A 14,345-nucleotide genomic window follows, 5' to 3' on the forward strand; every position below is an offset into this window, starting at 1 on the left:
TCGATGACCACGGTGATCCCCACGGCCGTCGCCTCCTACTCCGCGCACGATCGGGAGCGATGGGCGGCCGAGGCCGCGAAGAATCCCCGCCGCACGGACTTCCAGCGCGACCGCGCCCGGGTGCTGCACTCCTCGGGTCTGCGCCGCCTCGGTGCGAAGACCCAGGTCGTGTCCCCGGGCTCGGACGACTTCGTCCGCACCCGCCTCACCCATTCCCTCGAGGTGGCGCAGGTGGGCCGCGAACTCGCCCGGTACCTCGGGAGCGACCCGGACATCGTCGACACCGCGTGCCTCTCGCACGACCTCGGTCATCCGCCCTTCGGTCACAACGGGGAGACGGTGCTCGACGAGGTGTGTGCCGACATCGGCGGATTCGAGGGCAATGCGCAGACCCTGCGGGTGCTCACCCGGCTCGAACCGAAGGTGATCCGGGAGGACGGCAGCCCCGCGGGCCTCAACCTCACCCGGGCGACCCTCGACGCGTGCACGAAGTACCCGTGGCCGCGCGGGGAGAGTCCGATCGCCGCGCGTGCCGGCTCCACCGTGACGAAGTTCGGGGTGTACGACGAGGACCGCCCGGTCTTCACCTTCCTGCGCGAGGGGCGGGAGAACGGTCAGCGCTGCATCGAGGCGCAGATCATGGACCTCGCCGACGACATCTCGTACTCCGTGCACGACGTCGAGGACGCGGTGTTCTCCGGAGCCCTCGACCTCTTCGCGTACGACAACGACCACGCGCTCGGCGGGCTCATCGACATCACGCGCTCGTGGTACCTGCCCGAGGCGAGCGACGAGGTCATCACCGGTGCCCTCCGGCGCCTGCAGAAGGCCGCGTACTGGCCGAAGCAGCGTTACGACGGGTCGCGCTCCGCACAGGCGGGACTCAAGCACATGACGAGTCAGCTCATCGGACGTTTCGTCGGTGCCGCGGAGGCCGCCACCCGTGAGGAGTACGGCTGGGAACCCCTCGGCCGTTACGACGGGAACCTCGTCGTCCCCGAGGCCACCCGCCACGAGATCGCGGTGCTCAAGGGCCTCGCGACGGTGACCGTCATGGTCGCCGAGGACCGCCTCTCCCTCCAGCGCATCCAGGCCCGGGTGCTCGGCACCCTGTGTGAGTACTTCTCGGAGAAACCCGAGGCGATGGACCGGATCTTCCTCCACGACCACAGGGAGGCCGCGGACGAGGCCGCCCGCCTGCGCGTCGTCGTCGACCAGGTCGCCTCGATGACCGATCACTCCGCGTGGTCGGCGTACCACCGCATGCAGGCGGACGAGGCCAGCCTGCTGTGAGGCTGCGGGGGAGTCGTGCCGTGCGCGCGCGAGGGGGTGAACGTCGATGGCCGGTCTGATCCGTCGTGAGGACATCGACGAGGTCCGCTCGCGCTCGCGCATCGACGAGGTCGTCGGTGAGTACGTCACCCTCAAGAACGCGGGCATCGGGTCCCTCAAGGGGTTGTGCCCCTTCCACGACGAGCGCACGCCGTCCTTCCACGTGCGTCCGCAGGTGGGGATGTACCACTGCTTCGGATGCGGGGAGAGCGGCGACGTCTACTCGTTCCTCCAGAAGATCGACGGACTCACTTTCGTCGAGGCGGTCGAACGCCTCGCGGGGAAGTACGGTGTCCAGCTCCAGTACGAGGAGGGCAAGGGACCCGACAAGGAGGAGCACGGCCGCAGGCAGCGCCTCGTCGACATGCACCAGGTCGCCGGGGACTTCTTCCGTGAACAGCTCGCGACCCCGGCCGCGCAGATCGGACGGGAGTACCTCGCCGAGCGCGACTTCGACGACGCGGCGTGTGCCCACTTCGGTGTCGGGTACGCCCCGAAGTCCTGGGACGCACTCCTGAACCATCTGCGGGGGCGCGGGTACCGCTCGGACGAGATCATCGCCTCGGGGCTCGTGTCCCAGGGAGGACGCGGGATCTACGACCGGTTCCGCGGGCGTCTCACCTGGCCCATCCGGGACGTCACCGGCCGGACCATCGGGTTCGGTGCGCGGCGGTTGTACGACGACGACCAGGGGCCGAAGTACCTCAACACCCCGGAGACGGTCCTCTACAAGAAGAACCAGGTGCTCTACGGACTCGACCTCGCGAAGCGCGCGATCGCGAAGACGAAGCGGATCGTCATCGTCGAGGGGTACACCGACGTCATGGCCGCGCACCTCGCCGGGGTCGACCAGGCGGTCGCGACGTGCGGTACCGCGTTCGGTGAGGAACACATCAAGATCGTGCGGCGCCTGCTCGGGGACGACTCCACGCACGCCGGTGAGGTCGTCTTCACCTTCGACGGCGACGAGGCCGGGCAGAAGGCCGCGCTCAAGGCCTTCCGGGACGACCAGAAGTTCGTGTCCCAGACCTTCATCGCGGTGGCGAAGGACGGGATGGACCCGTGCGATCTGCGCGTGGCGAAGGGCGACGGTGCGGTCCGGGACCTCATCGAGACCCGCAGGCCCCTCTTCGAGTTCGCGCTCACGACGACCGTCGACTCCTTCGACCTCGAGACCGCCGAGGGCCGCGTCCGCGCGATCCGGTCGGCCGCACCCCTCATCGCGCAGATCCGTGACGCGGCGCTGCGTCCCGAGTACGAGCGGATCGTCGCCGGTCACATCGGCGTCGACACCGCCCAGGTGACCCGTGCCGTCCTGAACGAACGACGCCGCGGCCGGGACGGTGGGAATCACGGTGGCGGGAAGCCGGCCGCCGGGAGCCAGGGCGTCACAGCCCCCGGCCCCGGTGACCGAGGCGGTCGGCAGAGCCCTGCGACCGGTCAGTACGGTGCGACCGGTCAGTACGGTGCGACCGGTCAGTACGGTCGGAACGGACAGTCCGACACGCACGGTCGACGGAACGAGAACGGTCGGTACGGCCCGGACGGACAATACGGGCAGACTGCGCAGGACGGTCGGTATGCGCAGGACGGTCGGTACGCACGCGCGCCCCGGACCGGCGCGCCGCAGACCGGGCCCGGGTCCGGATCGGCGGACGATCCGGGCCGGGAGCTCGCGGCCTACGCGGAGGAACTCGAGGGCGCGCCCGTCGACCCGACGGGGCTCAAGATCGAACGCGGAGCACTCATGGTGGCGCTCCAGCAGCCGACCTACGTGAACGCGAAGCTCTTCGACGGACTCAACGGCAAGGTGTTCTCCGATCCCCGGTACCGCGCGGTGCACGCGGCGATGAAGGCCGCCGGGGGAGTGCGCCTCGGGATCACCGACCCCGCCGCCTGGCCCGAACGTGTCCTCGAGGCGATCGCTCCGGAACTGCGGGGCCTCGTCGGCGAACTCACCGTGCAGCCGTTGCCGGCGACCGAGGGTGAGGGGATCGAACGGTACTGCCGGGGGATCATCGCGCGCCTCTTCGACAAGGACATGCTGCGGATCGCCGGCGAACTGCACTCCCGGCTGCAGCGCACGGACCCGGCCGACTTCACGACGAGCAGCAAGCTCCTCGAACAGCTGCAGATCCTCCAGCGTCAGCGCGCCCGCCTGCAGTCGCTCATGTGACATTGCCGTCCTTCATGTGACACCGCCGTCTTTCATGTGACACCGCCGTCGCTCATGTGACCCGGTGGTCGCTCGAGCGTCCCGGGCCGGCGGATTCACGAGGTGGTCCCGGACACGTCGGCCCTCCACCTCGGACAACCCGGGTCAAAGGCCGAAATGTGTGTACGGGATAGGGCTCTTGCCCAGTAACCCGTCGGGCAGAACTCGCTTGAACTTGCCCGGTCAGCAAGTTCGGTGCGAGATCCTCGAAATCAGCCCCGCCATGGTGTGAGTACCGCCATGGTGTGAATACCGCCACACCGGAAGTAGCCCTTCAACCGTCGGGGCTCGGGTGGTTGCGACGAGGTACGCGCCGGCCCGACTCTCGTCCGCGGCAGCGGTGTCGGCTGCGCGAAGCAGCTTCGACCACTTCAGGTCGCTATCCGGTGCGATTGCCGATGTCGAGGTCGCAATTGCTGGTGGAGTTTCCGCCAGAACGCGCAGTCAATCGCGATCTCAACGGGCTCACCACGGGGAATCGCGATCTCAACAGGGTTCACCACGGGGAATCGTGATCTCGATGCGTTGTCCGGCTCATCCGGGGACGAGGGTTGTGAAGACGTACCGGCGGGGCCCCTCTTGGAGGGATCCCTCTATCAGCTGCGCACTTCGGCACGATTTCAGGCGGCTGGATCGTGCCGAAGTGCGCAGCTGGTTCCGGAATCGTGCGACAGTGCGCAGCTGATTGCCTCCACCCCGGACGGCCCGTGCCTGCACTCCGTGCAGTTGTGCACATCACGCAAGATTGCACTTGAGGAAAAATTGCACGGGATGCAAAATTGAGGTGTTGCTCGGGTGACCGGTATCGGAGACGCCACGAACCACCTCGTGAGACGGATCCACAGGTCGGCACCGCACTCGCACCTCTCCCGGAATCAGGAACGATCATCACGACTCGACACGGCTCCACCGCAGAATCCCCCGACGCCGAACCGATCCCGGACATCGCGCCCAAGGAATCGCTCGCGCCGAAGGAGTCGCTCCGGGACCGCAAGGCCCGGCAGACCCGCCGGGCCATCCACGTGCAGTCCGTGGAACTCGTGCTCGAACACGGGATGGACAAGGTGACCGTCGCGCAGATCGCGGAGGCGGCCGGTGTGTCCACCCGGACGTTCTTCAACTACTTCGCCTCGAAGGACGACGCGATCGTCGGGTTCACGACGGATCAGACGCTCGACGAGGACCAGGTGCGGGCCTTCATCGAGGAGGAACCGCTCCACGGGACGATGCTCGAGGACATCGCGCGCCTCATCCACGAGGCGTTCATGCTCACGTTCAACGACGACGAGGTGGCGGAGAAACGGCGGCGCATCTTCGCGCTCCACCCGCACCTGCTCCGTCGGCAGCTCGAACGCACGAGCCTCCTCGAGGAGCAGGCCGCGCAGATCGTCCGCGGCCGACTCGTGCGCTGGGGGATCGAGTACGACACCGAGGAGGACGCGGAGGACCTCGCGCGCATGATCGTCCAGGTCTGCGCCGCTCCGTTGCGCTTCTCGGGTCGGAAACTCGCGGCGAAGGACCGCGGCGAGATCTCCGGCACGGAGACGGCCCAGCTCTTCGGGCGGTCGATCGCCCTGTTCCTCGATGTGCTCCGCGGACCGTCCTCCGGTCCCTTCGAGGGGGCCGAGTGAAACCGGAAGCCACGCCCATGACACACCGATCACGAAAGGAGATGCCCGACGTGCGGAAGGCAGCTCATTCTGCCGCAGACTCCGCCGGACTCGTCGCTCCACGCGAATCCGACTTCGAGCCAGCCACCACCCATCCCTCCTCCGACACCGCTGCTCCGGCACACGCCGCCGCAGACGCCTCCCCGACGCGGACGAAGCCCCGTCGTGCGAAGCGCGCGCCCGTCGACCCGGACGCACCGATGAGCCAGTCGGCCGTTCTCCTCCTCTTCATCGGCCTCATGATGGCGATGTTCATGTTCTCCCTCAACCAGAACATGCTCGCCACGGCCCTCCCGACGATCGTCGGTGAACTCAACGGTGTCGACCTCATGCTGTGGGTCTCGACCGCGTTCATGCTCGCCTCGACCGCCGTCATGCCGATCTACGGCAAGATCGGTGACCTCTTCGGACGCAAGAAGCTCTTCGTCTTCGCGATCGCCGTGTTCATGGTCGGCGCCGTGTGCGGTCTCGTCGCGCAGGACATGCGTCTGCTCATCCTCGGCCGCGTGCTGCAGGGCATCGGCGGCGGTGGCCTCATGATCCTCTCCCAGGCGATCATCGCCTCGGTCGTCCCCGCGCGTCAGCGCGGCAAGTACATGGGCATCATGGGCTCCGTGTTCGCGGTGTCCTCGGTTGCCGGACCGCTCGTCGGAGGTTGGCTCACGGAGGGTCCCGGCTGGCGCTGGGCGTTCGTCATCAACTTCCCGCTCGGTCTGTGCGCGTTGCTCGCCGCTGCGATCTTCCTCAAGCTGCCGAAGACGAAGTACGAGGTGCGGCCGAAGCTCGACATCGCCGGCATGGTGCTCGTGAGCGCCTTCACCTCGGCGCTCGTGCTCGTCTCCGCCTGGGGCGGCAATACCTACGAGTGGACCTCGCCGGTCATCCTCGGCCTCTGCGCGGTCGTCGTCGTCACGGCCGTCGCCTTCGTCCTCGTCGAACGGGTCGCGTCCGAGCCGATCATCCCGCTGTGGTTGTTCAAGGACAAGAACTTCGTGCTCTCGACCTCGGCCGGCCTCATGGTCGCGGTCGCGATGTTCGGTGTCATCGGCTACATGCCGACGTACCTCCAGATGACCCACGGTGTGTCCGCCTCGGTCGCGGGCTTCATGATGATCCCGAACATGGGCTTCATGCTCGTGTCCTCGACGCTCGTCGGGTTCGTCGTCGCCCGCACCGGCAGGTACAAGATCTACCCGCTCGTCGGTATCACGCTCGTCGGTGTGTCCCTCGTCCTCATGTCCCTCCTGAGGGCGGACACGAACGCGTGGGTGACGATGGGCTTCATCGCGGTCCTCGGTCTCGGTATCGGTCTGAGCCAGCAGATGCTCGTCCTCGTCGTGCAGAACGCCTTCCCGGTCGCGATGGTCGGCGTGGCGACGGCCTCGAGCAACTTCTTCCGCCAGATCGGATCCTCGCTCGGGATGTCGATCGTCGGATCGCTCTTCACGAGCCGCCTCATGTCGAATCTTTCCGGGAGCCTCCCCGAGGGTGCGGCTTCCGGCGGGGCCAGTGCCGCGAGCCTCACTCCGGAACTCGTGAAGGAGCTGCCTGCTCCCGTCCACGACGCGGTCGTCACCTCGTACAACGACGCGCTCGTGCCGCTGTACCTCTTCATCGTGCCGCTCGTCGCCGTCGGCCTCGTCCTCGCATTCTTCATCAAGGAGGTGCCGCTCGCGACGAAGCTCGACCGCGGTGCGCCCTCCCGGGCCCGGGTGGACGAGGAGAATTCCGCCGAGGCGCCCCGGACCACGGAGAACACCGCACCGGAGCAGAAGCCCGCGGAGCTCACCTCGCCGACCGGCTCCCTGCCGAGCGTCCGGTCGACCTCTGACGAGGCGATCACCGCGACCTCGGCGGAGCTCGCCGCCACGGGAACGGCGCCCTTGGATACAGTGGTCTCACCCGCCACCGAACCCGGGGAGAAGTCCGTTCCCCGGTCCGAGAAGAAGAGTGCCGATGATCGCGTCCCGTCCGCAGCCGGAGATCCCCACTCCCGCTGACAGCAGCCCCTCCGACCGTCCCGACGCCCCCGCGCCGCAGCCCACCGGTACCTCCCGGTGGGCTGCGGCGCGTCCCGTGCTCACCGTCCTCACCTCGGAGACGAAGGGATGGCCCGCCGCGTTCGACCGGCTGCGGGACGAGGCCGAGCTCCGTGTCGTCGAGGCGCAGGACCTCGGCGACGCCCTGCCCGGGACCGACGTCCTCCTCATGTGGGATTTCTTCTCCGAGGCCCTCGCGGACGTGTTCGACCGGGCCGACCGCCTCGGGTGGATCCACGCGGCCTCGGCCGGGGTCGACACACTCATGTTCCCCGCGCTGCGGAACTCGCAGGTGACCCTCACGAACGCGCGCGGGACCTTCGATCGGCCGATCGCGGAGTTCGTGCTCTCCTTCGTCCTCCTCCTCGCGAAGGACATGCCGCGGTCGTGGGATGATCAGCGGGCCCGCGTGTGGCAGCACCGGGAGACCGAGGACGTGGCGGGAACGACCGCGATGATCGTCGGCGTCGGTGCGATCGGTCGGGAGACGGCGAGGCTGCTCCGGGCGGTCGGGATGAGGGTCGTCGGCGCCGGTTCGCGCGCCCGCGACGGTGATCCGGACTTCGACACGATCGTCGACTCCGCCGAACTCGCCCGGCACGTCGGGGACGTCGACTGGCTCGTGAACATCGCTCCGCTCACCCGGGCGACGGAGAACCTCCTCGACGCCGAGGTGTTCGCCGCCCTCCCGAATCACGCCCGCGTCGTGAATGTGGGGCGGGGTGCGAGCCTCGACACCTCAGCTCTCATCGCGGCTCTCGAATCCGGCAGTATCGCCGGGGCGGGGCTCGACGTCGTCGACACCGAACCGCTCCCGGAGGACCACCCGCTGTGGTCGGCCCCGAACCTCGTCCTCACCCCGCACATGAGCGGCGACACGCACGGGTGGATGCAGCGCCTCGCCGACGGGTTCCTCGCGAACTGGGACCGCTATCTCGCGGGGGAGACCCTGCAGAACCGGATCGACCTCACGACGGGGTACTCGGCAGAGGGCCCGAAGACCGCAGCACGTCCGACCACGGCGGAAGGACGGGCGTGAACGACCGGACCTACTCCCGTCGCCGGTCGGACCTCGTGAACGAAGCACTCCTCACGCTCATGACCCGGCGCCTCGTCCTCGTCGCGGTGCGACTCCTCGCGGCACTCGCGATGCTCGCCGCGTCGATCGGGGCGGCGGTCTCCTCCCTCGGTTCGCAACCGGTCCGGCACGTGCTCCTGCTCGCGGCGACGGCGATGGCGGTTGTGGGTCTTCTCGCCGCGCTCTGGGGTGTGCTGAGCGCACGCCGGCTCAATGCGAAGGATCCCCTCGACGACCTCGCCGCTCGTCGACCCCCGCCCCTGCGCGCGCCGACGACGGTGCCCGCGGCGATCACGGTGCTCCTCATCGGCGTCGTCGCGGCGGGGATCCTCGGGACGGTCCTGCAGGGCGAGGCGCCGGCGTTCGCCGTCGGTGCGGCGATCGGGGCGGTCGTCCTCGGCCTCATCGGGCCGGTGTGTCTCCTCCTGCACCGTCGCACGGTCGACGACCTCGCGGCGCAACGGGAGGGTGATCCCGCCCTCGCCGCGCGGATCGACGACCTCGAACCGTACTGGGCCTACGAGGAGCTCAGCGGCTGAACCGACGAGGCGCCGCCGCGCCGACGAAGGGCCGCCGAGGTGACACCGGAATCCCGAGAAGGCACCGGAGTCACCGTGGCTCCGGTGCCATGTCGAGACGCCGGTGCCACCACGGCACTCTCACGCCCATCCGAGCGACCGGTCCACGGCCTCGTTCCAGCGGTGGAGCAGGCGGACCCGTGCGTCCTCGTCGATCCGCGGTGACCAGCGCTTCTCCTCGGTCCAGAAGCGCGCGACGTCCGCGGTACCGGAATACAGTCCTGCGCCGATCCCCGCCGCCGTCGCCGCTCCCGTCGCCGTCGACTCGATGGTCGTGGGTCGGACGACCTCGGTACCGAGGACGTCCGCCTGGAACGACATGAGGAGGTCGTTGCGGCTCATCCCGCCGTCGACCCGGAGCCGTTCGATCGTGTACCCGGAGTCCTGGCGGAGCACGTCGAGGACGTCGGCGGTCTGGAATGCGGTCGATTCGAGTGCGGCGCGGGCGATGTGCCCCTTGTGCGCGAAGCGGGTGAGACCGGTGATGGTGCCGCGGGCGTCCGGCCGCCACCGCGGGGCGTAGAGGCCGGAGAACGCGGGCACGAAGTAGACGTCCCCGCAGTCCTCGACGGAGGCCGCGAGTGTCTCCACCTCCGCGGAGGACCGGATGATCCCGAGGTTGTCGCGCAACCACTGGACGAGCGACCCGGCGACGGCGATCGACCCCTCGAGCGCGTACTGGGCGGGTTCGTCCCCGATCCGGAAGGCGACGGTGGTGACGAGGCCGTGGGCCGAACGCCGGATCGCCTCGCCGGTGTTCGTGAGGATGAAGCACCCGGTGCCGTACGTGTTCTTCGTGTCGCCGGGGGAGAAACACGCCTGCCCGAACGCGGCGGACTGCTGATCACCGAGCACGCCGGTGATGGGCACGCCCGCCGTGAGGTAACCGGGGGCGACGGTGCCGAAGTCCCCGACGGAGGGACGGATCTCCGGGAGCGCTGTGGCCGGGAGCCCCGTGAGCTCGAGGAGGCGGGGCGACCAGTCGAGGGTGCGCAGGTCCATGAGCATCGTCCGGGACGCGTTCGTCACATCCGTGGCGTGGAGGCCGCCGTGGACGCCCCCGGTGAAGTTCCAGATGAGCCACGAGTCGATCGTGCCGATGAGTGCGGTGCCGGCGTCGAGCCCCTCCCGGACCGCGGGGACGTTCTCCCGCAGCCACATCGCCTTGATCGCGCTGAAGTAGGTATTCACCGGCAGCCCGGTGATCTCCGCGATCTCCTCCGCGTGTCCGGCCTCCGTGAGCGCCCGGACGAGCTCGCCGCCGCGGGTGTCCTGCCACACGAGGGCGTTGTGGAGCGGCGCGCCGGACGTCCGGTCCCACACGAGGGTCGTCTCACGTTGGTTGGTGATGCCGACCGCCGTGAGGTCCTTCGCGGTGAGCAGCGCCGATCCGAGCGCCCGACCGATGACCTCCCGGGTCGTCCGCAGGATCTCCACCGGATCGTGCTCGACGAGTCCGGCCGCCGGGAAGATCTGGCGGAACTCCTGTTGGTTCGAGGCGAGCACCCGCCCGTCCTCGGAGTAGATGACCGCGCGTGTCGACGTCGTTCCCTCGTCGAGGGCAAGCACATGTCCCATACCGGAATCCTAGTGGGCGGTGAGGAATCGTCGTGGTCCGGCGCACAGCGGATCGGCCGGTTCCGGCGGCCGATCGGAGGGGAAACGCCGAGGCGCCCGCCACGGCGACCTGGCAGGTCACCGGGGCGAGCGCCTCGGGAGGGGGCCGGCGGAGCCGGGGTGAGGATCAGGCGGAGACGGTCTCCACACCGGCGGCGGGGGCCGGAACGGAGGGGGTCTCGATGTCGGCCATCGCGGCGACGCAGCGGATGACCTGGTTCGAGTAACCGAACTCGTTGTCGTACCAGACGTAGACGACCGCACGGTCACCCTCGACGATCGTCGCGAGGCCGTCGACGACACCGGCACGCTTCGAACCGACGAGGTCGGTCGACACGATCTCCGGGGAATGGATGTAGTCGATCTGGTTGCGCAGCGGCGAGGACAGGGAGATCTCGCGGAGGTACGCGTTGAGCTCCTCGGCCGTGGTCTCCTGCGCGAGGTTGAGGTTGAGGACCGCCATCGAGACGTCCGGGGTGGGGACGCGGATCGCGTTGCCGGAGAGCTTGCCCTTGAGCTCCGGGAGGGCCTTGGCGACGGCCTTGGCGGCACCGGTCTCCGTGAGGACCATGTTGAGGCCGGCGGCGCGACCGCGGCGGGCACCCTTGTGGAAGTTGTCGATGAGGTTCTGGTCGTTCGTGAAGGAGTGGACGGTCTCCACGTGGCCGTTCACGATGCCGTACTTGTCGTTCAGGACCTTGAGCACCGGGGTGATGCCGTTCGTCGTGCAGGACGCGGCGGAGATGATGCGGTCCTCGGGGGTGATGTCGTGGGTGTTGACACCGAACACGATGTTCTTGAGGTCGCCCTTGCCCGGAGCGGTGAGGAGGACCTTGGAGACGCCCTTCGCCTGCAGGTGCTGGGACAGGCCGGCCTCGTCACGCCACTTGCCGGTGTTGTCGACGACGATCGCGTCCTTGATGCCGTACTCGGTGTAGTCGACGGTGGCCGGGTCGTTCGAGTAGATGACCTGGATGAGGACACCGTTGGCGAGGATCGTGTTGTTCTCCTCGTCGACGACGACCGAACCGTCGAACTTGCCGTGGATCGAGTCGCGACGCAGCAGGGAGGCACGCTTGATGATGTCGCCCTCACCGTTCTTGCGGACGACGACGGCACGCAGCCGGAGGCCGGTGGTGCCGGCGTGGTCGACGAGGATGCGGGCGAGGAGGCGACCGATGCGGCCGAAGCCGTAGAGGACGACGTCCCGCGGTTCGGTCTTCGCGGTGGACTCGGCGTTCACGAGGTCACCGAGCTCCTGCGTGAGGAAGGAGACGAGGTCGGCGCCACCGGCGTTGCGGAATCCGGCGGCGAGACGGCCGAGGTCGACGTGCGCGGAGCCGAGGTTCAGGGTGTCGAGCACCTGGGCGATCGCGAGGGTCTGCTCGAGGTCGAGCTCGACGCCGTCGAAGTGACGGGCGTAGCGGTGCGCCTTGATGACACCGATCGCGGACTTGTTGAGCAGGCTGCGGCCGTACACGGTGAGGAGGACGTCGTTGTTGCGGTAGAGACGTCCGACGAACGGGATGAGCTGCTCCGCTGCATCCTGCTTCGCGGTCCATTCCTGCATTGCGGTCGTAACCTGGTCTGTCACCTGTCGGTACCTTTCAGTCTGCGGGCCCTCGGGCGAGCGGCCCTGTCCGGATCGATCGTGACGCCAGCTCGATCGCTGTCGGGATCGATCGCCATCCGCGCGTTTTCCGCCCCGAGTCTACCCGGAGCGCCCGTGACGCGCCGCGCATGCGCGGCCTGCTCCGGGACGCGAACGCGTGAGATCCGCCACCGCAACCGGTCAGTCGCCGTCCGTGGAGTCGGCCGCCCGGACGGCGCCACGCGCCTCGAGAGAGCGGTAGCCGAGGATCGTGAGGGCGATGAGGCCCGAGGCGACGAGGAATCCCCCGAGTGCCTCACCGCGGGACCCGGTCGTCACCGGGGCGCGGCGCCCGCGCGCGGGCGGCCGGTAGCCGGCGGGCGCCTCGGCGATGTGGGCGAACGCGGTGTCGTCGTCGGCGGTGCCCATCCACGCGGCGATGACGAGGAGGATGCGGGCGAAGAGGTTCATCGCGGCCATGACCGCGATGATCGGCCCGAAGAGCGCGGCGGTCGGGGAACCGGAGAACGCCCCGATGACGACGGTCGCGAGGTTGAGGAGGACCGTGAGGGCGAACGCCCCGATGAAGGAGCCGATCGCGCGGGTGCGGCGGGGGATCGGGGTCGAGGGGATCATCGTGAAGATGAACCAGAAGACGAGCCAGGAGGCCCCGAGGGTGATGAACATCGGGGTGATGGTGAGGACCGGGGTGACCCAGCCGGGCAGGCCGAGCCAGCCGACGATCTGCGTCTGCAGGCCGGTGCCGATGATCGTCGCCGCGACCGTGAACCCGATCCCGGCGACGATGCCGACGAGCGTCACGAGATTGTTGAGGTACTTGCGGACGAGCGGGTCCTTCACCGGTGAGTCGAAGTCGCCGCGCAGCTGGGCGCGGATCGCGTCCTTGAGGTTCCCGATGAACCCCTGCGCGGTGTAGAGCGCCGCGACGAGGGAGACGAGACCGACGCCCGCCCAGTTCGTGAGGAAGCCCTCGAACATGCTCACGAGCTCCGGGTTACCGGGAACGGCCTCCTCGATCATCGCGGAGACGACGTCGACGAGCTCGGGACGGACGACGTCGAGGACGAAGCCGGTGGCGGCGAACGCGAACATCGCGGTCGGGATGATGGCGAGGACGAGGAAGTACGTGATCGCGGCGGCGAACTGGTTCCCGAGCCGGAGGCCGAACCGGGCGACCGTCTCCTTGACGTGGACGACCCCGGGACGGGACATGAAGCCCCGACTCAGTTGTTCGGCTCGTGAACGATGGGTGAGCAGGCGCGGGCCCGTGCCGAGCGACTCCATCCGACTGTCCTTCCGAAGGCCGGCCTTCCCGTGGTGCGGCCGGGGGAGAGCTGTGTCCCACCCGACATTACCGAAGGTGAACCGTCATCCGCAGGAAATCCCCAGGTGGGGAGAGAAGAACTCGGAGGAATCGAGGGGCGATCCGGCATCGGCCCGGAGAAGCGGTCGGTAGGCTCGTGCGCATGCTTCCGGACTTCCTCGCCGCCGCTCCCGCTTCTGTGTCCGCTCCCGTGTCTGCCGAGGAACTCAGCGGGTTCACCGGCGTCGTCGTCGACTTCATGGAGGCCTTCGGGGTCCTCGGGGTCGCCCTCATGGTCGCGGCGGAGAACCTCTTCCCGCCCATCCCGTCCGAGGTGATCCTGCCGCTCGCCGGTTTCACCGCCTCCCAGGGGTCGATGAGCCTGTGGGGAGCGATCCTCGGTGCCACGGTCGGGTCCGTCGTCGGCGCCTCGGCGCTCTACTGGCTCGGACACGTGTTCGGCCTCCAGCGTCTGCGCTCGTGGGGCGCGAGGATCCCGCTCGTCGACGTCGAGGACATCGACCGCACTGTCGCGTGGTTCCACCGCTACGGGACGTGGGGCGTGCTCGTCGGCCGTCTCATCCCGATCTTCCGCAGTCTCATCTCCATTCCGGCCGGCGTCGACCGGATGCACCTCGGGTTCTTCCTCGCGCTCACGACGATCGGGTCCCTCGTGTGGAACACCGCCCTCGTCATGGCCGGGTACGTGCTCGGGGAGAACTGGCACATCGTCGAGCGGTACGTCGGTGTCTTCCAGAAGGTCGTGATCGTCGCCGTCGTGGTCGCCGTCGTGTGGTTCGTCGTGAGTCGCATCCGCCGGAACCGTCGCCGGGCCCACGAACAGAACTGACCGATCGCCCTCAGTACTCCGGAACCAGCACAGCAGAACCGCCGAGGCGCT

The 14,345-nt window shown here is 68.6% G+C and carries 10 protein-coding genes; 7 read left to right on the forward strand and 3 right to left on the reverse strand.

The window, feature by feature from the left end; all coding sequences use genetic code 11:
* Positions 1 to 3 precede the first annotated feature (3 nt).
* From ABD172_RS07685 to ABD172_RS07710, 6 genes are all read left to right on the forward strand, one after another.
* Positions 4 to 1,293 carry a deoxyguanosinetriphosphate triphosphohydrolase gene (locus ABD172_RS07685; protein ID WP_344308444.1) on the forward strand — a complete coding sequence of 430 codons (1,290 nt, stop codon included), beginning with the start codon at positions 4 to 6 and terminating at the stop codon, positions 1,291 to 1,293.
* A gap of 46 nt (positions 1,294 to 1,339) precedes the next feature.
* Positions 1,340 to 3,508 (forward strand): DNA primase, encoded by a 2,169-nt coding sequence (gene dnaG / locus ABD172_RS07690; protein ID WP_344308446.1) that lies wholly within the window; start codon positions 1,340 to 1,342, stop codon positions 3,506 to 3,508.
* A gap of 818 nt (positions 3,509 to 4,326) precedes the next feature.
* Positions 4,327 to 5,178 (forward strand): TetR/AcrR family transcriptional regulator, encoded by an 852-nt coding sequence (locus ABD172_RS07695; RefSeq protein ID WP_344308447.1) that lies wholly within the window; start codon positions 4,327 to 4,329, stop codon positions 5,176 to 5,178.
* 239 nt (positions 5,179 to 5,417) lie between these two features.
* Complete coding sequence (locus ABD172_RS07700; protein ID WP_425546670.1) at positions 5,418 to 7,217, forward strand: MDR family MFS transporter; 1,800 nt, start codon at positions 5,418 to 5,420, stop codon at positions 7,215 to 7,217.
* The gene (locus ABD172_RS07705; RefSeq protein WP_344308450.1) at positions 7,174 to 8,295 is read left to right on the forward strand and encodes a D-2-hydroxyacid dehydrogenase; all 1,122 of its coding nucleotides are present in this window, start codon (positions 7,174 to 7,176) and stop codon (positions 8,293 to 8,295) included. The genes ABD172_RS07700 and ABD172_RS07705 overlap by 44 nt, the downstream gene beginning before the upstream one ends.
* Complete coding sequence (locus ABD172_RS07710; RefSeq protein WP_344308452.1) at positions 8,292 to 8,873, forward strand: hypothetical protein; 582 nt, start codon at positions 8,292 to 8,294, stop codon at positions 8,871 to 8,873. The genes ABD172_RS07705 and ABD172_RS07710 overlap by 4 nt, the downstream gene beginning before the upstream one ends.
* Before the next feature lie 120 nt (positions 8,874 to 8,993).
* Here the strand turns inward: ABD172_RS07710 and glpK are convergent, their stop codons facing one another.
* From glpK to ABD172_RS07725, 3 genes are all read right to left on the reverse strand, one after another.
* Positions 8,994 to 10,490, reverse strand: a complete 1,497-nt coding sequence (glpK, locus tag ABD172_RS07715; protein ID WP_344308454.1) for a glycerol kinase GlpK — start codon at positions 10,488 to 10,490, stop codon at positions 8,994 to 8,996.
* 166 nt (positions 10,491 to 10,656) lie between these two features.
* Positions 10,657 to 12,123 (reverse strand): glyceraldehyde-3-phosphate dehydrogenase, encoded by a 1,467-nt coding sequence (locus ABD172_RS07720; RefSeq protein ID WP_344308455.1) that lies wholly within the window; start codon positions 12,121 to 12,123, stop codon positions 10,657 to 10,659.
* 198 nt (positions 12,124 to 12,321) lie between these two features.
* Positions 12,322 to 13,425, reverse strand: a complete 1,104-nt coding sequence (locus ABD172_RS07725; protein ID WP_344308457.1) for a YhjD/YihY/BrkB family envelope integrity protein — start codon at positions 13,423 to 13,425, stop codon at positions 12,322 to 12,324.
* A 182-nt stretch (positions 13,426 to 13,607) separates the two neighbouring features.
* Between ABD172_RS07725 and ABD172_RS07730 the strand changes: the two genes are divergently transcribed.
* On the forward strand, positions 13,608 to 14,294 hold the full coding sequence (locus ABD172_RS07730) for a DedA family protein (RefSeq protein ID WP_344308459.1): 687 nt from the start codon (positions 13,608 to 13,610) through the stop codon (positions 14,292 to 14,294).
* Positions 14,295 to 14,345: the final 51 nt, after the last annotated feature.

It is taken from the genome of Brevibacterium samyangense (genome assembly GCF_039529845.1).
Taxonomy (GTDB): Bacteria; Actinomycetota; Actinomycetes; order Actinomycetales; family Brevibacteriaceae; genus Brevibacterium; species Brevibacterium samyangense.

Bases quoted from the DNA above. Each gene is read 5' to 3' on its own strand.
- ABD172_RS07705 (WP_344308450.1), top strand. From the start codon at position 7,174: ATGATCGCGTCCCGTCCGCAGCCGGAGATCCCCACTCCCGCTGACAGC.
- ABD172_RS07725 (WP_344308457.1), bottom strand. From the start codon at position 13,425: ATGGAGTCGCTCGGCACGGGCCCGCGCCTGCTCACCCATCGTTCACGA.
- ABD172_RS07685 (WP_344308444.1), top strand. From the start codon at position 4: ATGACCACGGTGATCCCCACGGCCGTCGCCTCCTACTCCGCGCACGAT.
- ABD172_RS07700 (WP_425546670.1), top strand. From the start codon at position 5,418: ATGAGCCAGTCGGCCGTTCTCCTCCTCTTCATCGGCCTCATGATGGCG.
- dnaG (WP_344308446.1), top strand. From the start codon at position 1,340: ATGGCCGGTCTGATCCGTCGTGAGGACATCGACGAGGTCCGCTCGCGC.
- glpK (WP_344308454.1), bottom strand. From the start codon at position 10,490: ATGGGACATGTGCTTGCCCTCGACGAGGGAACGACGTCGACACGCGCG.
- ABD172_RS07730 (WP_344308459.1), top strand. From the start codon at position 13,608: ATGCTTCCGGACTTCCTCGCCGCCGCTCCCGCTTCTGTGTCCGCTCCC.